This is a genomic window from Prosthecobacter sp. (genome assembly GCF_034366625.1).
In the GTDB taxonomy this organism is placed as follows: Bacteria; Verrucomicrobiota; Verrucomicrobiia; order Verrucomicrobiales; family Verrucomicrobiaceae; genus Prosthecobacter.
In genome coordinates this window covers 117,225-135,870 of sequence record NZ_JAXMIH010000006.1, presented here as the reverse complement: position 1 = coordinate 135,870, position 18,646 = coordinate 117,225, and the positions used below count along the sequence as shown (strand labels likewise).

10 protein-coding genes are annotated in these 18,646 nt (G+C 62.5%); 5 read left to right on the top strand and 5 right to left on the bottom strand.

Annotated features, from left to right (window positions below; genetic code table 11):
• Positions 1–4: 4 nt before the first annotated feature.
• Positions 5–556 (bottom strand): single-stranded DNA-binding protein, encoded by a 552-nt coding sequence (gene ssb, locus U1A53_RS03395; protein ID WP_322278987.1) that lies wholly within the window; start codon positions 554–556, stop codon positions 5–7.
• Positions 557–635: 79 nt separating this feature from the next.
• Between ssb and U1A53_RS03390 the strand changes: the two genes are divergently transcribed.
• Positions 636–1,562: a site-specific tyrosine recombinase XerD gene (locus tag U1A53_RS03390; RefSeq protein WP_322278986.1), complete on the top strand. Its 927-nt coding sequence runs from the start codon at positions 636–638 to the stop codon at positions 1,560–1,562.
• On the opposite strand, the gene U1A53_RS03385 is transcribed toward U1A53_RS03390, so the two are convergent.
• Entirely contained in the window at positions 1,547–2,449 is a 903-nt protein-coding gene (locus U1A53_RS03385; RefSeq protein ID WP_322278984.1) for a phosphatidylserine decarboxylase, read from the bottom strand. The genes U1A53_RS03390 and U1A53_RS03385 overlap by 16 nt on opposite strands.
• A gap of 101 nt (positions 2,450–2,550) precedes the next feature.
• Here U1A53_RS03385 and U1A53_RS03380 point away from each other — a divergent pair, with 101 nt between their 5' ends.
• Positions 2,551–4,311 (top strand): hypothetical protein, encoded by a 1,761-nt coding sequence (locus U1A53_RS03380; protein WP_322278983.1) that lies wholly within the window; start codon positions 2,551–2,553, stop codon positions 4,309–4,311.
• 5 nt (positions 4,312–4,316) lie between these two features.
• Complete coding sequence (locus tag U1A53_RS03375; RefSeq protein ID WP_322278982.1) at positions 4,317–5,213, top strand: PQQ-binding-like beta-propeller repeat protein; 897 nt, start codon at positions 4,317–4,319, stop codon at positions 5,211–5,213.
• Positions 5,214–5,218: 5 nt separating this feature from the next.
• Here the strand turns inward: U1A53_RS03375 and folP are convergent, their stop codons facing one another.
• Positions 5,219–6,061 (bottom strand): dihydropteroate synthase, encoded by an 843-nt coding sequence (gene folP, locus U1A53_RS03370; RefSeq protein ID WP_322278981.1) that lies wholly within the window; start codon positions 6,059–6,061, stop codon positions 5,219–5,221.
• 93 nt (positions 6,062–6,154) lie between these two features.
• Here folP and U1A53_RS03365 point away from each other — a divergent pair, with 93 nt between their 5' ends.
• Positions 6,155–10,279, top strand: a complete 4,125-nt coding sequence (locus tag U1A53_RS03365; protein ID WP_322278980.1) for a protein kinase — start codon at positions 6,155–6,157, stop codon at positions 10,277–10,279.
• A 12-nt stretch (positions 10,280–10,291) separates the two neighbouring features.
• On the opposite strand, the gene U1A53_RS03360 is transcribed toward U1A53_RS03365, so the two are convergent.
• Positions 10,292–11,029, bottom strand: a complete 738-nt coding sequence (locus U1A53_RS03360) for a sigma factor (protein ID WP_322278979.1) — start codon at positions 11,027–11,029, stop codon at positions 10,292–10,294.
• Between the two features lie 79 nt (positions 11,030–11,108).
• Here U1A53_RS03360 and U1A53_RS03355 point away from each other — a divergent pair, with 79 nt between their 5' ends.
• Positions 11,109–17,735 (top strand): M6 family metalloprotease domain-containing protein, encoded by a 6,627-nt coding sequence (locus tag U1A53_RS03355; protein WP_322278978.1) that lies wholly within the window; start codon positions 11,109–11,111, stop codon positions 17,733–17,735.
• Here the strand turns inward: U1A53_RS03355 and U1A53_RS03350 are convergent, their stop codons facing one another.
• Positions 17,736–18,566, bottom strand: coding sequence for a histidinol-phosphatase HisJ family protein (locus tag U1A53_RS03350; protein ID WP_322278977.1), 831 nt, complete (start codon positions 18,564–18,566; stop codon positions 17,736–17,738).
• Between the last annotated feature and the right edge of the window lie 80 nt (positions 18,567–18,646).

Here is an 18,646-nt window from a genome sequence, read left to right as displayed (position 1 = left end):
TTAATCAAAACGGAATGTCGTCTTCTTCCATGCCCTCGGTGATCGGGCCTTCGCCAAATTCGTCGTTCTGCTGGGCAGGGGCGGGACGTTGAGCCGGACGCTGTTGTGCAGCAGCGGGGCGCTGGGCTGGGCGGGCGGCGGGACGATTGTAACCGCCGCCACCTCCACCGCTGGAGCCACCTTCTTCATCGCCACCACCGGCGGGAGCACGATCACCGCCCTGTGGACTGCCGAGGAACTGCATCTGCTCGCCCACCACGCGCATGCGGGTGCGCTTCTGGCCGGTCTGCTTGTCTTCCCAGGAATCCATCTGCAAACGGCCCTCGATGAAGACGGGGCGACCTTTGTGCAGGTATTTGCCGGCGAGTTCGGCCATCTTCGCCCACAGCACGACATCGACAAAGGTCACTTCCTCCACCTTCTCACCGCTGTCGGAGGTGTACACGCGGTTCACGGCGAGACCGATGTCGCAGACGGCGCTGCCTTTGGGCGTGTAACGCACTTCCGGGTCGCGGGTGAGATTGCCGATGAGCATGACTTTGTTGTAGGAGGCCATAAAACGAGGAGTGGTGGAGTGCTGGGGCTGTGTCTGGCGGCAGACGTTGCCGGGGGGTGTGCGTCCCGGCAATGTTTTTTTGTCATCAACCGATGCCGTGGCATGCTGCGGCGTGCTGGAACTCATCGACGGCTTCATTCAACACCTGGCGACCGAGCGCGGCCTGTCCGTGAATTACCAGATCCTCGTGCGCCGGTTTCTGGAGGCGTTCGCGTCGTGGTTCAAAATGAAACACCAGTCGGAGACTGCGGCGGCGGTGACGACGGACCATCTGGGTGGGTTTCTTTCCCAGCGGAAGAAGGACGGCATCGCCGCGTCATCGGCGCGCATCGAGCTCATCGCGCTGAAAATTTTCTTTCGCTGGCTCACAGCACGCAAACACATCGCCTTCGATCCTGCCGACCCGATCTTGCCACCGCGGCAGGAGAAGCACCTGCCGGATTCGTTGAACGAAAGCGATGTGCAGAAGCTGATCGAGTCCGTGAACGGCACGAAGCCGCTGGACCGGCGCGACCGGGCGATTCTGGAGCTGTTTTATGCCAGCGGGGTGCGGTTGTCGGAACTGATGAATGCGAAGCTGGAGAATCTGAGCTTGGAGGAAGGCTGGATTCGCGTGACGGGCAAAGGCTCGAAGACGCGTCTTGCGCCCGTGGGTGTCGCGGCGCGTGAAGCCATCGCCGCATGGCTCGAACACGGACGTCCGGCGCTGGTGAAGCCAAAAACGCAGAGCCACATCTTCATCTCACACAACGGCACACGGCTGACGACGACACGCATCCAGCAGATCGTCAAAGAGCGGGCGGCCATGTGCGGCCTTGATCCGGCCCGCGTCCATCCGCACTTGCTGCGGCACAGTTTTGCCACGCATCTGCTGAACAACGGCGCGGACCTGCGCGTGATCCAGGAAATGCTGGGCCATGCGGACATCTCGACGACGCAGATCTACACGCACGTCGATCAGGCGCGGCTGAAGGACGTACACCGGCGGTTTCACCCGAGAGCGTAGGCCGCCACATCGCCCATGCGGGCATAAACTTCGCGGCCGGCGCGGCTGTGCTCGATCAAATCATCGGCGAAGCGGATGCGGCCCGGCTCGAAGATCGTGATGACGCAGGAGCCGCCGAAGCGGAAATAGCCTTTTTCAGCGCCCTTAGTGATGGGATCGCCTGATTTGAAGGTTTGCACGATGGAGCCGACGCAGGTGGCACCGACTTCGAGCAGCAGCACCTCGCCGAGGTTCGGTGTGTGCAGCGGGGTGATCGCACGCTTGTTTTCCCAGAGGATCGAGGGGCGTTTGCGCAGGGCGATGGGATTCACGGAATAAAGCGGGCCCTTGATCGGGTGTGAAACCGCAGGCGTGCCGGCGCAGGGAAAGTGGAAGCGGTGGTAGTCCACGGGGCACAAGCGGGAGATCAGCATGCTGCCGTGTGTGAAGCGTGCGGCGAGCGAGGTGTTGCGCAGCAGGGTGGTGAGCTCAAAGCGGGTGCCTTTGATGAAGAAATCGTCACAGGCGGCGATGTCGGGGAGGACGAGATGCCTGCCGTCTGCCGGGAAGACAATTTCGTTTTGGCCCGCGGCAATCGGCCGCGCCTGGGGCTTGAGTTTGCGGTAGAAGAACTCGTTGAAGGTGCGAAATGAGCCGGGCGCGTCGGCGAATTCGGTGGTGTCCACGCCATAGGTGGCGAGGAACGGGGCGATCTTGGCCCTGCTGGACGGAGCGTCCATGCGGCGGCCATACCAGTGTGAAAAGGCGGCACGTTTCACCATGGCGTGCAGCGGCAGCCGGCCGGGCGTGCTCTCATACGTGAAGCGCAGAAATCCCTCGCCATAGACCGCCTCGGTCTCGATGCGCCGGGTTAGGCGGTTGAAAAAGGTGATGGGTTCGGCGGGCATGTGGTTATTCACATAGCGTCACGCCAAGAAAACGCCACACGAACAAAGCTGGCGACAACGGCGTTTCGAGGCATAGTCGCGGCCCTTTCCAGACCGAGCGTATGACCGAACCCGAAGCCAGCACCGAGAACCAGCCGCAGCAGCCCAGCGCACTGGTGGACCTTTCCGATTTGAAATTGATGCCTGCGTGGGTGGGTGAGTTCGGCAAGGAAGAGAAGATCAAAAAACGCTACGCCGACTCTGGCGATGACCGTCCGCAGCGCGGAGGTCGTGATGACCGCCGTGGCGGTGGTTTCGGAGATCGTGGTCGCAGTGGCGGACCTCCGCCACGTCGTGACGGCCCTGGCGGCGGTGCTCCGCCGCGCCGCGATGGTCCTGGCGGGTTCCGGCCGCGTGAAGGCGGCCCACCTCGCCGTGATGGCGATGACCGTCGTGGTCCGCCGCGTCGTTTTGGTGATCGTGATCGTGGCGGGCCGCCGCAGCGTGAGTGGGTGGAGATTCCAAGGGACGTGCAAATCACGATCTTCCCGGACGACAAGGCCGTGGACGCCCTCGCCGCGCATGTGCGCCAGACCGGCCATGCGTTCAGCATGTTTGACGCCGCGCGCCTCGTGCTGGCGGGAGGAGACCGCTTCATGGTGCGCTTCCGCTGCGCGGAAGAGCGTGCCGCCGGCTTCTACCATGTGCCTGCGGACGGCAGCCTCTTCCTGTCGCGTGATGAAGCGCTCGCGCATGTGCTGCACAGTTCGGCGCAGGATGAGTTTTATCGCGTCGAGGAGATCGAGCTCGAAGCGCCGAAAGGTGAATTCGCCTCCGTGGCCGTGTGCGGCATGAGCGGCGAACTCATTGCTCCGCCGAGCCATCACAGCTATCAAACCGGCGTCATTCGCCTGCATCGCGAGCGTTTTTCAAACATGCCGATTGAGGATTTCAAACGCCGCATCCGTGTGGAGTCGAATCCTGAACTCGTCGCGAAGTGGAAGGGAAACATGAGCAAAGGCCGCCGCTGGGTATGCCTGAAAGGTGAAGTGCCTGAAGGAGGCGAACCGCTCGCGCTCAACTCCCGCGGTGACATGGAGGCGCATTTCCGCCGCACCTTTGGCAACGACGCCGTCATCGAGGTGCGTGATGCCACGGTTCATGGCAACATCGACAAGCAGAAGCTCTCGCATGTGCTCTTCATCATGCTGCGTCAGTCGGTGGATGCGGCGCGGAAGCATCTCTTTGAGCTCTCGCAAAAACTTGGTGCCGGCCTGGAGCGCCGCGGCATGAAGCTGTTCAAACGCCGTGCTGGCAAGCAGTTCGTCTGCCGTGTGAAGCCGCGTGCGATCGAGGCTGGCATGGTGTTTTCGGACCGTCTGGCGCAGATCGTGGAGCTGCTCAAAGCCAATCATGGCATGCCGATGCAGAAGCTCGTGGAGGCGGTCGTTCCGTCACCCGCATTGCCGGAAGGAACCGATCCAAACGCGCCGAAGCATCCCACCGAGGAGCAGATCGCCGTCATCAAGGACATCCGCTGGCTCGCGAACGAAGGTTACGTCATCGAATACAGCGACGGCATGGTCTTCCTCGGCGTTCAGGGCGAACCCGCCGCCAAAAAAGAAGCACCTGTGGCCAAAGTTTCTGCTGGAGATGAAGCCGCCCCTGCTGCTGAAGCGGTGACGACAGAGTCCGTTGAGGAAGTCGCAGCGGAGGAACCTGTCGTGGAAGAGACTGCTGAAGAAGCGCCTGATGCTGAAGCCGCCACTGAAGAGCCTGCTGCCGAAGAAGTTAGCGAGGAGACGCCCGCAGATGAACCGGTCTCGGATGTTCCCGAGGAAGCCCCGGTCGCTGCCGTCTCAGAAAAAGAAGGTGAAGACTGATCTTCATGAAGCTCTCATCTGTTCTTCTGGCTGCTGCCTTCCTTGCCGGGTCCGTTGCCGGCCTGTTGGCCGCACGTCCCATCCTCTGCTGCGACTACGGCGGTGATCGTGTGACCATTCTGTCCGCCACCGGCGAAATCGAGTGGCAGGTGGAGGCCAAGCATCCGCAGGACTGCTGGCGGCTGCCGAACGGGAACATCCTCTTTGCCTACCATGGCGGAGCCAAGGAAGTCACACGCGACCAAAAGGTCGTCTGGGAATACCTGGCACCGGAAAAAGTCGAGTGCCATGCATGTCAGCCGCTGCCAGATGGCAACGTGCTCGTCGTTGAGTGCGGCACCAGCCGCATCATCGAGGTCGATCGCGCGGGGAAGATCGCCAAGGAGATCAAACTCGTCACCAAGGATACGGTGAAGCTACACAACCAGTTCCGTGGCACCCGCAAGACCACCGATGGCCACTATCTCGTCTGTTTCAAAGGTGAGAGCAAAATCGTGGAGCTCGACGCCAGCGGCAAAGTGCTGCGTGAGGTGCCGGTCGCGGGCGATCCACACGAAGTTGTGCAACTGCCGAACAAAAATCTGCTCATCACCTGTGGCGACGGCCACAAGGTCGTTGAAGTTGATCCTGCTGGCAAAACCGTGTGGGAACTCAACGAAAACGATCTTCCTGGCAACACGCTGCGTCTCATGGCCGGCTGCCATCGTCTGCCGAATGGCAATACGATTTTCGCCAATTACCTCGGGCACGGTCATCTGGGCGAACAGCCGCAGTTTTTCGAGATCACGCCTGACAAGAAAGTCGTCTGGGCCTTTGAGGACAAGGGCCGCTTCAAGACGATCAACCAGATCATGGCTCTCGATGATCCCGGCGATGTGACCAAGGGCGAAGTGCTGCGCTGAACCGTTCAGCGGTTGTTTTGCACCGCCCAGAGCATCTTCACGGCCTGCACGGCGGCTTTGACGTTGTGAACACGGAAAAGATGCGCGCCGCGTGTCATGCCGGCAGCGATGCAGGCGATGGTTCCAGGATCACGTTCCAGCGCCGGAACGTCCAGCACATCGCCGATCACGGTTTTGCGTGAAACGGGAAGTAAAATCGGGCGCTCGAAGCGATGCAGGCGTTCCAGATCGCGGTAGATCGTCAGATTGTCATCCTGCTGCTTCGCGAAGTCGATGCCGGGATCGAGCAGGATGTTCTCACGCGGCAGACCCACGCTTTCCGCCAGCACGAGACGTTGCTCAAAGAAGCGGTCCAGCGTGTCCATGATACTCTCATACTTCACATGCGTGTGCGGCACCTTCGGCTGGCCCACACTGTGCATGATGAGCAGGCCGGCATTGTGCTCGGCACAGAGCTTCGCGTTGAAGGCATCCGGCAGGCCGCTGATGTCGTTGATGAGATCGCCGCCATGTGGCAGCACCCCGGCGATAACATCACTGCGCCAGGTGTTGATGGAAAGCAGCGGTGCGTTGAAGCGTGAGCTGAGCTCCGGCCACTTTTCGAGAAAAGGCAGCAGCCGGTCGATCTCCTCCGACACGCTGATCGGTTCGCGGTTCGTGCGCGCGCTTTCCGCACCGATGTCGATGATGTCCGCACCGTCCTGGAGCTGGGCTTTTGCCTGGGCCAGTGCGACCGCAGGGTCGAGCGTGCCGTCGCCGCAGAATGAGTCGTCGTTGATGTTCACGACCCCCATCACCAGCGGCCGGCGGGGAAATTCGATGAGGTGCTGACGTGCGCGCAAGATCATGAAGGGCGGGGACTTTGGATGTTTGCCGGTAATTTGCTTGGATTTTCTCCAACCTGCCCTCTGATTGGCCAGCGCTTCGACCTTGTCCAAACAATGTCTTCTGACAACCAGGCTGACTCAGTCATCGGACCCGTCGAGGGGCCGGGCATGATTTCCCCGCCGAGAGGCGGGCAGGTGCCCGACCTGCGGGAGATCCTGCCGCAGTATGAGGTGCTGGACTTCATCGGGCGCGGCGGAATGGGGGCGGTGTACAAGGCGCGGCAGCGGTCGCTGGACCGGGTGGTGGCGGTGAAGCTGCTTTCGGTGCATGAAACGGCCGGCGGGCTGGATTTTGCTGCGCGGTTCAAGGTGGAGGCGCAGGCGATGGCGCGGCTTTCACACCCGAACATCGTGCCGGTGCATGATTTCGGTGAGACGGGCGACGGACAGCTTTTTTACGTGATGGAGTTCATCGAGGGCGATGATCTGGCGAAGCGGATCGAGGCTGGAGGGAAATTGCCGCCGGAGGAGGCGCTGCGAATCGCACTGGCAGTGTGTGATGCGCTGGTCTGTGCGCATGGGCAGGGAGTGGTGCATCGGGACATCAAGCCCTCGAACATTCTCGTGGGTCGTGACGGACATGTGAAGGTGGCGGATTTCGGCCTGGCGAAGATTGATGATCCGGCGACGGCGTCGCTGACGCTTTCCAACACCTCGATGGGCAGCCAGGGCTATGCCGCGCCGGAGGTTTTTTCCAAGGCGGGCACGGCGGATCATCGCGCGGACATTTATTCGCTGGCTGTGCTGATTTACGAGATGCTGACGGGTGATCTGCCGCGCGGGATGTTCAAGCTGCCCTCGGAAAAGGTGCCGGGCCTCGATCCGCGCTTTGATGCGCTCATTTGCAAGGCGATGGAAGAGGAGCGGGAGGAGCGGCAGCAGAGCGTACGGGAACTGCGTGAGGAGCTGGCGGCCATTCATGTGCCGCTCGAGCTGTCACTCGTTCGAGCCGCCGGGAAATCTCATGAGCGTGATCTGTCGCCAGCAGTGATCTCACGAATGGGGCGACGTTTGAACTGGCGGCGTGTGGTGCTGGCGGGAACAACGGCTGCAGCGGTTGTCGTCGCAGCCGTTTGGTTTGCCTTAGACCAGTCCAAGCAGCCCGGATCACCGCCTCTGGCCTCCGAGAACACAGGGTGGCTGGATGTGATGGCAAGGCTGGATTTGACGCGAGATAGCATGGGCGGGCAGTGGCGGCATCTGAATGGCGTGCTGGCGAACCACACGGAGTCGAGCAATTCGCTCCTCAAGCTGCCCGTCCAGCCCGAAGGCAGCTACTCCTTGCGCCTGCGATTGACGAGGCTGTCGGATGCAGGCGGCTATGTGGTCATCGCATTTCGATTCAGGGAACACGCTGCCGCTCTTATCATGGATGACAGCCCCACGCCGTATGTGGGCCTGGCTTCGATTGATGGGAAGCCGCTGTCCAACAACGGATCAGGCGTTACCCGCAAAGCGCCCTTTTTGCCCATCGGCCAGATGCAGGAACTGCTGCTTGCCGTGGATGACAGCGGTATCGTCTTGAAAGCAGGTGAATTGGAGATTTTCCGCTGGCACGGCGACTGGTCGCGCGTCTCACAAAGCGGCCCCGGAGTCCTCAACGATTTCGATGGCCAGCCCGCGACCGGCATCGGCTGCCACATGGGCAGAATGGCCATTCATTCGATCGAACTGCATGAAGGGGGAGCACAGATCAAGAACCCTCCCACGCCTGCTGATTGGCAGGAACTTCTGCCTTTGGTGAATCTGTCCGCACACTCGCTGGTTGGGACTTGGAAGATGGTGAATGCCGAGCTGTTCAACGTGCATGTGCGCGGCAAACAGTCGCTCTGCGAGCTGCCGGTCCAGCACACGGGCAGCCATGATCTGCGCGTGCGTTTCACGAAGATCGAGGGCGATGACGGGTACATTCACTTCGGCTTCCGCAAAGGTGCGGGCGGCGGTGGTGTGGTCTTCAACGACCGTGGTGTGGCGAACAGCGGACGATCGTTTGTGGGGGTGACTTATCTCGATGGCAAAGGAGCGGAGCGGACCAGCAACTGGGTGCTGGAGCGCCCACTGGTGTTCATCACTCCGGGCGAGGAGCATGAGGTCGTGATCCGTGTGCGTGACGAGGGCCTTGCGGTGCTGCTCAATGGTGAGGAGGTTTACCGTTGGAAGGGCGACTGGAAGCGTGCCGGCCAGTTGAAGGTGCTGTTTCCGGAGTCGCTCGGCAGGCCGGTTTTTGCGGTGGGCTGCTACAATGCGCGCATTGTGGTCCGCTCGGCGGCGCTGCTGCCCGTGGATGAAAGCGAGGGCAAACTGTTGCCGCCGGCTCCGCTCAGGCTGGGCTATGATCCGCTCACGATCCGGCCGCCCACGGTGCCGCTGGTGTTCAAAGGCCACCGCTACCAGCTTGTGCCCGGCGCGCATCCTTGGAACACAGCCAGCCTGCTCGCCGCGCGCATGGGCGGTCACCTCGCGACACTGACCACGCAGGAGGAGCAGGACTGGGCCTGGCAGACGTTTGCAAAATACCTTCCCGCACGGGCGCTGCTCACCATCAAGACGCGCGGCTGGTGGCTGGGCGGGTGGCAGCCGAGCGAACGCGACCAGTGGCATTGGTTCACGGGAGAAACATTTGAGTTCACCCATTGGGGCGGTGGCCAGCCGGACATCACCGGCCAGGGCCCGCACCGGCTGTGGCTGCATGACCGTGGTGATGGAGCCGACTGTGCCTGGTCCTCCGAGCCGTCGGCCAGGCTGGGCGGCTTTTTGGTCGAGTGGGATTCTCTCGATGACGAGTCTGGCAAACCGCCGCCCGCGAGCGAGATGGAAATCCGCACCGTGGCGGAGTGGGTGCTCGGCCTGCCGCCGATGTGGGATCAAGGATCCGCTGTCGCACGCAAGGCCGAGGTCCACCTCGGTGGGAAAAAACTCGTACGCACGCAAAAAGAGCTGCCTGCCGGGCCACTGGATGTTTCCCGGCTGGAGATGCCACAGCTTCTCATGGATGACACGGCCAAGCGGCATCTGGACATCATCGCACGCATGCAAGGCGTGAAGGAGCTGATGTTCTTCTCCGTGAACGACGCCTCAGCCATCGCCTGCGTGCGCAACCTGACCGGGCTGAAAGGCCTGCGCTTCAACGCTCCCGAGTTGAACCCGCAGCAGATGCCAGACGCGCTGCTGGTCCATCTCGCCCGGCTGTCAGAGCTGACTTCGCTGAATCTCGAAGGCTGGACGGACTTCACGGGCGAGGGGCTTGCCGCGCTCGCAGAGAAGCGCAAGCTCACCACCCTGGCACTCGATGATTGCCCGAATCTGAGCGATGAAGGTCTCGCCGCCATCGCACGCTTCACCAGCTTGAAGTTGCTCAGCCTGCACCGCTGTGGCGGTTTCACCGATGCCGGGCTGCGACGGCTCGCCACCCTGACGAGCCTGGCGGAATTGGCCCTTGGCTGCGATGCCAGCGGACGATTCGACGGCTCCGGCATCGAGGCCCTCGGCGGGATTTCCACGCTCAAGACTCTGCGGGTCAGCACCACCTTCCCCGGCTCCGCATTGAAGCACGTCGGCAGGCTGGCCAGCCTTGACCGGCTCTATCTCTCCCGGAACACGGTGATCATCGACGCGAATCTCGCCGGACTTGCTTCTCTGAAAAAACTCACGCTTCTTCGTTTGGACGACACGCGCATCACCGGCACAGGGTTCGCCTCCTTCAAGGACTTCAACAATGCGCTCAACCTGCATGTCGAGGACTGTCGCATCACGGACGAGGGCATCCGCGCCATCACCAGCGGCATCCCGAATCTGGAGGCGCTGACGATTTCCCGGAATCATCCCACCTTCGCCACGCCGGTCATGGTGGAGGCACTGCGTGGTCTGAAGAATCTCCGCCGCCTATATCTGGGCCATCGGTTCAAGGATGATGAAATGCCACTCATCGCCACTCTGACGAATGTGCAGACGCTGGGACTGATCGGATCAGACGTGACGGACGCGGGTCTCGCCCACCTCAAGCCGCTGGTGAATCTGACCGCGCTCGAGCTTTCTGGTTTGAGACTGACCGACGCGTGCATTCCTGCGATCAAAGAGCTGCGTTGCTTGAAGTCCCTCACTCTGACAGGCACGAAGATCACCGCCGAGGGCGTGGATGCGATCAAACGAGCCCTGCCGCAGTGCCAGGTGACACAATGAAGAACGCGGCGGCTAGCGGCCGATGGCGGCCATGAGATGCGCCAGTTCGGCTTTGATCTCAGCGGGCTCGTGCACTGTCTGGGCGATCTCTTCCTCGATGAGCTTGCCGTAGCGCTTGCGCATGCGGTGGATTTGCAGGCGCAGGGCGGTCTCGGCGATGCCGAGTTTTTTTGCCACGGCAGCGTAGGGTGTGGCGTTGTCGCCGAGGGGGAGGAATTCGCGGAGCTGGGTGAAGGAGTCGAGGTTGTCGGCCTTGGCGAAGTCCTGGCGCAGTTTTTTCTCCGCCGCGTCGAGCACGCCCTGAGCCCAGGTGCGGTCAAAGAGCAGGTCGGGGTCGTGAATGTCCGCTGGCTCGCGAATGTAGCGGTCCTCGGCGTTTTCGTCGTCGAGGGAGAGCGTGGCGGCGGGGGAGCCGCCACGTTTTTCGGCGCTGGCGTGACGGAAGTAGTTGGCGATGACGCGTTTGAGCAGCGCGAGCATGAAGGTGCGCAGGTGGCCCTTTTCCTGCCGTGCGGCCTGGATCGTCTCGCTGGCGATCAGGCGCTGAAAGAAGGTCTGGGTGAGATCCTCCGCGTCCGCCGCGCTGAAGCCGCCGCGGCGGGCGAAGGCATAGATGGGATACCAGTACTGGCGGCAGATTTCCTCCATCGCCCGCGCGGCCTCGGTCTCGCCGCCCTTCTGCGCGCGGCGGATCAGCGTCCAGCGCGTGGTGGGGAAAGGGGAAATGGATGTCTTGTCAGACTGGCTCATCGGGGGCAATAATCCGGCGTTTCTTGGAAACAATCCTGCGCCCGGCGGGAAAGGAAGGCAACTCACACCTTGTTCTGACATGAAATCGCCCTTTTTCGTTCTGATCCGCCTTCTTTTCCTTTTGCTGGCCATAGGCTGGCCGCAGATCACGGAGGCCGTGCCGGCTTCGGCCCTGCCTTTTGTTTTGAAGCAGCCGGACGGGACCGCTTTTAGCGTGCGGGTCCGGGGCAGCGACGTTTTCTCGTGGTATGAAACCCTCGCGGGCTATCCGATCAACCAAGACCCCGTGACGGGTGAGTGGCGTTACCTGGACCCGGCGGGTGCGGACACGCAAACGAGTCACCTGACCAGCCTGCCTGCGCACGAGGAGCCGCCGCCGGGAGGCCCGTGGTCGCCTGCGGAACCTGCGGAGGAGATGGAGAACGCGGCCCCTGCTGAAGAAGGGCCAGTGTTTGAGCCGCCACGCGTGCCGCTGCCGATGGACCAGGGCATTTTCCCGCGTGATTCGCAGGCACCGCCACCGCCAGACGATGCCGCAACACCTCCAAATCCCTTCGGCACCGGTATGATGGCGACGATGTGTGTGAAGTTCGCGGACATGGCAGCCCAGCCAGTGAAAGCCGTCAGCGAGTTTCAATCCCGTCTGTTCAACATCACCGCAGGCGAGGATACGACGATGACTGACTACTACTGGAAGGTTTCTCGTGCGACATTCCGGGTGACGGGAGGTCCGCATGGAGTGGTAGGCTGGTACACGGTGCCCGGCACACGCGCCTCCTATGCCGCGCCCAATCCGAACGATGCCACGGACCTTGATCAGAACAGGGTCACGTTTGTGAGGGATGCTGTGACGCAGGCGGATGGCAATGGTTTCGACTTTGGCCCCTACGACACCAACAACGACGGCTATGTGGACTGTCTGGCCCTGATCGCACAGGGGCTGGGAGAAGATGGTGGCGGCGGGCCGAACGCCTTCTGGCCGCACCAGAGTTCCATCACCCCGTTTCTGACGAATGATCTCAACGCGGAGGGAGAGCCTGTGTATGTGTCCCTTTACTTCATCACCAGCGAGCTGCTCCGCACGCAGCCAGACGATCCAGCGACGCCTGCGGACGAGACCGTGACCGTGACAAGCAACGTCGGGGTTTTCTGCCACGAGTATGCTCACGCTCTGGGCGTGCCGGACCTCTATGACACGAAAGGAAATCCCGTCTCCGCCGGTCTGGGGCAGTGGAGCCTGATGGCGAGAGGATGCCTGGTGGGGTCCACCGAGGGGGAGCGCCCGACCTGGATGGACGCCTGGTCACGCAAAAAACTGGGCTGGGCCACGGTGGTCAATGTCACCACCAACACGATGAACGTGGTCATTCCGACGGTTTCGGACAGCCCGACGATCTACCGCATGTGGACCAATGGGAACCCCGGCCAGCAGTACTTTTTGGTGGAGAACCGGAGAGCGGTGGGATTTGACTCCGGACTGCCAGGCAGCGGCCTCTTGATCTACCATGTGGATGAGGCGGTGGGGACTGATGACAACAAAAACGAATGGATCTACCGGGGCCCCGGCGGGGCTGGCAACCGCACGACCAAGGGGCATTACAAAGTGGCCTTGGAGCAGGCGGACGGGAAATTTAACTTGGAACGCGTGGCGAAATGGGATCCGGCAACCGGGGAGGGCACCAACCAGGGGGATGGCGCGGATGCGTGGGTCAACGGTCAGGTTTTCGATGCCACCACCGTGCCGAGCTCCCGCAAATACAACATCGGAACCACCCCAGGGGAAGGGGATGAGACATCCGTGGCGGTACGCAACATCAGCAACCCAGACAGCGGCGACCGCTCGATCACGGCGGACCTCATCGTCTCCAGCAACGAGTTTGCCGTGACCACCATCACGGTGCCCACGGAGCCGGTGGGCGACGTGATCCCGGTGTACCAGACGATGACGCAGTTTGAGGGCACAGCGTATGATGATGACGCGTGGGGCACCGGCGTGTGGGAGGTGCAGGTCTATCTGCGCGAGCTGAAGCCGGACGGGCGCTATTGGAAATTCACCACCAACGAATGGCAGAGCACCTACAGCGAGCAGCAGCAGAAAGGCGTGGCCGCCGGCACCGGCGGGCTGAACTGGGCACGGCCCATGCACGACCCGGCGCTCACGGACGGCGTGTATGAGGTCAAAGCACGCTCTGTGGACATGGCCGGGCTGGTGGGGCCGTTTGTGATGCGCCAGTTCCGCATCCAGCGGGACATGACCGCGCCGGAGGCGACCATTTCCTCCCCTGGTGCGTCGCCGCTGAGCGCCGTGCCGACCATGACCGGCACTGCGACGGACAATGTGGCGATCCAGGAGAAGCGATTCAGCCTCTACTCCCACACCCAGGGGAAATGGCTGAAATGGTCGCCCGCGCCCGGTGCGCTGGACAGCGGCACGTTTTCGCCTGCGGACCACATCCTGACGCAGAATAACGGCACCTCACCCTGGACGGTCGCTTTGCCTCCGCTGCTGCCGAATGGCGACTACCAGTTCTTTGTCGAAGCCATCGATACCACGAACCAGTCCTCCGGTTGGCGGGACATTCACTTCACGCTACAGGTGGCACCGAAAGTGGCCCTCACCGGGCCGCTGCACGGCAGCTACCGGAACTCCGCGCCGGTCATCGAGGGCACCGCGCAGCCCGGCGCGGGTGCCACGCTCGTCCTGAACCGCGTCACGCTCGTCATTCAACGCGGCTCGCAGTGGTGGGACGGGGATTCGTGGGAAAATTCTCTCGCGGAAGTGCATGCGGATGTCAGCGGCGGCACCTGGTCGTATCCCACGACCTCCTCGGATGCCGTGGCGCAGGCTCCCACTGGCGACGGCGGCTTCACCGTCACCGTGACGGCCACGGACAGCCTCGGGCGCGTGTCCTTGCCCGTGCTGCCCGGCCTCAGCGGCAATACGACGGCGAGTTTCGTCGTCGATACCGTGCCGCCGCTGCTCGTCATCGAATCCCCCACCACCACGCCGCCGACGGTCATCACCGGGCCGCCTTTGCCCGACTCCTCGGCGCTCATCCACGGCTCCGCGCATGACAGCTCCGGCCGCCCGGAGGTGACGCTCCATCTCAAACGCGTGGCGGACGACAAGTACTGGTCCGGAATGAACTGGTTCACCAATTCGGCGCAGGCCGTGATTCCCGGCCACTTCGGCGGGGACGATCTGGGTTCACAGACGGATTGGAAGTGCTCGCTGAGGCTGCCACGTCTCGGCATTCGCGAAGGCAGCCTGAAAAACGGCAGCTACGAGGTCACCGCCGTGGCCCGCGATGCCGCAGGCAATGAAAGCACCGCCACCAGCACCTTCACCGTGGACTGGAACCCCGTGTGGCTGCGGCCACAGGATCATCTGGTCGAGCGAAGAGCGACGCAGACGCCGCCCATCGCCGGCGGCACGGTGGGCAGCGGCGCGCATCAGACCTATTCGCCGCGTGCCGGGCCGTCCGACAACGTGCGCAACTTCACGCCGACCTCCTTTGGCCTGGATGCCGCGGGTAACACCTATGTCTTCAGCCACTCGTTTGATGGCCAGAGTGCCAGCGGCATTTTCCAGCGTCTCGGCGCGGGAGGCTGGCGGCGGGAGCGCACGGTCACCGGCACTCCAGGGCCGGGTCAGTTTGATCCGTGGACCTACACGGAGAGCTGGGATGGCGTGAACAACACCAGCATCCCCGCGCAGCAAGGCTATGCGATCTGTGATTTCGCCGCAGGCAGTGTGGATGCCGCCGGGAACACCCAGGTGGTGTACAACCTCGATCATACGAACGGCGTCACGCGGACCCATTACGGCATTCTCATGGTGAAATTCGATGCCGCCGGGAACCTGCTCTGGCGCAGCGTGCTCGAGAGTCCCTCCACGGCCGGACGCCTGATGCCGACGCCCGATGGCGGCGCCTACCTCGTGCTCTCCCATTCCTATCTGCAAAGCATTCAGTATGGGTTCTCGATGGTGGAGGTGGTGAAAGTCTCCTCCAGCGGCTCCTTCGGCCCCATCGTCGTACACGGCCAGCTCGATGGCGGCGACTTCGACCCCGCCGTCTGGGCCACGCATCTCTTTTCCGAAGTGGACGCTGCGGGCGACATCTTCCACGCCGTCACCGAGGACATCATCGGCGGCACCGGCCCCGTCCAGGTGCTCTACAAGCACAACGCCTCCGGTGCGCAGCTCGCCAAGCTCGAAGTCGATCCCGGCGAGACGCCCGAGCAATGGCTGACGATGAAAACCGACACCGCGGGCGATTTGTATGTCGCCAGCATGTTCGACGTGTCCGAAACCGACCGCCGCATCTGCCTCAGCCGCTACAACAGCACGCTGCAGCTCCAATGGCGTGCCTTTGGCCCGGCGAACAGCCTCTCCTACAACCCGGTCACCGCCTGGATGCCGCAAATCCATGTCGGCACGCATGGCATCACGCTGAGCTACGGCAGCCCCGGCCAAGGCTACTACTCCGAGCTGCCCTACGAGCACGGCGAGATCGCGCGCTTCTCCACCAGCGGTGATCTGCTCTGGACACGCGGCATCGCAGGCACGCAGGCCACCGTCCTGGCTGGCGACTCCATCCAGAACATGGAGGTGGATGCCAGCGGCAATGTGCTCTTCCTCGCCGTCTTCAACGAGCCCATGAACGGCGGCTGGTTTAATTACGGCAAAATTTCCTCCGCCGGCGATCTCCAGTTCATCAAGGCCATGGGTTCCCTGGCTGAGTTCTTCCCGCATGCCACCACGCTGTATCAAGGCACGCAGATGCTCGCGCTCAACCTGGTGGGGAACAACCTGCCGCCGCCGGATGACCTCTACAACACCGTGCTCCTCGACAATCCCGCCAACCAGCTCGTCCCCGTCACGCTGGACCCGAATCATCCCGCTGACCTGCTCGCCGTGGAAGGCAGCGCGGCCCAGCTCCGCGTCATCAACCGCGGCAGCGCCGCCACCTACCAATGGCGTAAAAAAGACGGTCTCGGCGTGCCTCAGAACATCCCCGGTGCCACACTCGACCGCCTCATCTTCAACAGCACCACCACCGCCGATGCCGGCGAATACAGCGTCGTCGTCGCCAACTCCGTCGATGCCGTCACCAGCCGCACCGCCACCGTCACCGTGCTCGCTCCCGTGGCGCTGGATGTCGGGCTCGACACCCCGGGCCGTACCTGGACCACCGGCGGCCAACGATCATGGGTCGGCTTTGCCCCCGCCCCGTCCCATGACAACGTGGACGCCGCCATGCCCAACAACCTCGGCCAGGGTGAGAGTTCGTGGCTCGAAACCACCGTCACCGGCCCCGTCACCGTCTCCTTCTGGTGGAAGTCCTCCAACCCTAGCTTCAGCGACTTCTTCGACTTTTCTGTGGATGGTGACTCCGTTAACCACATCGGTGGTGATGAGGACTGGACTTTCTTCCAGCACGCCCTTGGCGCGGGCGACCACACGCTGCGCTGGACCTTGAGCAAGTCCTCCCCCTCCACCGTCGGCACCAGTAACACCGTTTTTCTCGATCAAGTCGTCATCGCTGGCACCACCAGCGTGCCGCTCGCCGACGCGCTCGACACCACCGGCCTCACCTGGACCACCAGCGCGGACGCGCTGGCCTGGACCGGCGTCACCTCGCCCTCGCATGATGGTGTGGACAGCGCCACCAGCGGCACCGTCGGCAACAGCGAGCAGTCCTTCATCGAAACCACCGTCACCGGCCCTGGCACGCTCAGTTTCTGGTGGAAAGTGTCTTCCGAATCGGGCTTCGACTCGCTCAAACTCACCGTCGATGGCGCACCCTACGGCTCTGCCAGCGGCGAAGTGGACTGGACGGAAATCGTCCGGCCCATCAGCGCCGGCACGCACGTCATTCGCTGGTCTTACGAGAAGGATTCCTTCTTCGCGGGCGGCCAGGACCGCGTCTGGGTCGATCAAGTCGTCTTTGCCGGTGGTTCAGGCGGCCCCGAAATCGTCGTCGAACAACCCGCCAGCAACGGCCTCACCGACAACGCTTCCACCGTCGATTTCGGCACCGCGCTGCCCGGAAACAACACCGTGCGCACCTTCACCATTCGTAACACTGGCAATGCCCAGCTCAACGGCCTCGTGGTGACAAGAAACGGCACAAACGACACGGACTTCGCTCTCGGCAGCCTCGGCCAGACCTCCCTCAATCCCGGCGACTTCACCACCTTCACCGTCACCTTCACGCCCGGCGCCTCGGATGCGCGCACCGCTGCCCTGCACATCCAAAGCAACGATGCGGATGAAAACACCTTTGACATCAATCTCATGGGCAGCGGTGGCGTGCCGGTGACCTCCTGGCGGCAGCAGCATTTCCTCACCACCGCCAACACCGGTGACGCGGCCGATGATGCCGATCCCGATCACGACGGCAAATCGAACCTGCTCGAATTTGCCACGGGTGCCGGGCCGAACACGGCCAGTTCTGCCACGGAAAACATCGAGCCGCCGGAAGGCGGCCTCGTGGAGTTTCTCTACACGCGGAACAAGCTCGCCATGGCGGAACTCACCTTCCAGGTCGAGTGGGCCGACAATCTTCTCGGCCCATGGAGCAGCGCCGGCGTCGTCGAGACCATCCTGAGCGACAACGGTCTCATCCAGCAAGTGAGGGCCACATTTCCTGCGGGCACCTCCGGCCGGCGTTTCGCATGGCTCAAGGTCACACGTCCGTGATCACGCCAGAGGCCACTTTTCCGGCAATGGCACGACTTTGCGCTGACGGTTCTCAAATCGCACCGTCGTTGTGTAACCAACGCTGCGGACGAGTTCGAGCGCCTTGTCAAAGTCCACACCGACATCCGTGGGAACATGGGCGTCTGAATTGATGACGATGGGAACCTGCGCACTGAAGGCCATCTCCAGCATCTCGCGCGCCGGATAAATCTCCCGCACATCCTTGCGCAGGCCGGCGGTGCTGACTTCAAGAACGCCGCTCGTATCGAGGAGTGCTTGGATCACTGGCGCGTAGTAGGGCCGCAAGTCGCCCTCCGGTCGGAGAGCGAAACGTTTCGCCAGATCGGGATGCGCGAAGAAATCGAACTGCCGCGTGCGGATCATCTGCTCGTAGAGCTTCCAGTACATGCCCCACATGTGCTCGATGTCGTTGGCGGTCTTCCAGCGTGACACATGCTTCGGATCATCCACCGCGATGCCGTCATGGATGTAATGCACACTGCCGATGAGGTAATCCCAGTCCGCCATGCCCGCCGTCTCATCGATCCACTTCTCCCGGCCTTCGAGATGGTCGCATTCGAGCGCTAGGCGGATGGGGAAGTCCGGCAGTGCTTCGCGGGCTTCGTTCACCAGTTCAAAGTAGCGTGGCAGGTCCGAGAGCGGCATGCGCCAGTCGTCAAAGTGCTCCGGCATCGGGTTGTGGTCCGACAGCCCGATCTCCGCGAGGCCGATCTTCCGCGCATGCCGCGCATAATCGACCGGATTCCCCTCCGCGTGCAGGCAGAGCGGGGTGTGCGTGTGGTAATCGGTGAGCATGGCGTTCCGAAGCATGGGGCGGCAGGCGATGCAAAGTGGAATTTTGAATTGCCGCCGTCGTCCGCAGTTGAATTAAGTTCCGTCGTTGGCTAAAA

What these genes read in the sequence shown, in the direction of transcription:
- U1A53_RS03360 (WP_322278979.1), bottom strand. Translation starts at nt 11,029, where the DNA reads ATGAGCCAGTCTGACAAGACATCCATTTCCCCTTTCCCCACCACGCGC.
- U1A53_RS03365 (WP_322278980.1), top strand. Translation starts at nt 6,155, where the DNA reads ATGTCTTCTGACAACCAGGCTGACTCAGTCATCGGACCCGTCGAGGGG.
- U1A53_RS03375 (WP_322278982.1), top strand. Translation starts at nt 4,317, where the DNA reads ATGAAGCTCTCATCTGTTCTTCTGGCTGCTGCCTTCCTTGCCGGGTCC.
- folP (WP_322278981.1), bottom strand. Translation starts at nt 6,061, where the DNA reads ATGATCTTGCGCGCACGTCAGCACCTCATCGAATTTCCCCGCCGGCCG.
- U1A53_RS03355 (WP_322278978.1), top strand. Translation starts at nt 11,109, where the DNA reads ATGAAATCGCCCTTTTTCGTTCTGATCCGCCTTCTTTTCCTTTTGCTG.
- U1A53_RS03385 (WP_322278984.1), bottom strand. Translation starts at nt 2,449, where the DNA reads ATGCCCGCCGAACCCATCACCTTTTTCAACCGCCTAACCCGGCGCATC.
- U1A53_RS03380 (WP_322278983.1), top strand. Translation starts at nt 2,551, where the DNA reads ATGACCGAACCCGAAGCCAGCACCGAGAACCAGCCGCAGCAGCCCAGC.
- ssb (WP_322278987.1), bottom strand. Translation starts at nt 556, where the DNA reads ATGGCCTCCTACAACAAAGTCATGCTCATCGGCAATCTCACCCGCGAC.
- U1A53_RS03350 (WP_322278977.1), bottom strand. Translation starts at nt 18,566, where the DNA reads ATGCTTCGGAACGCCATGCTCACCGATTACCACACGCACACCCCGCTC.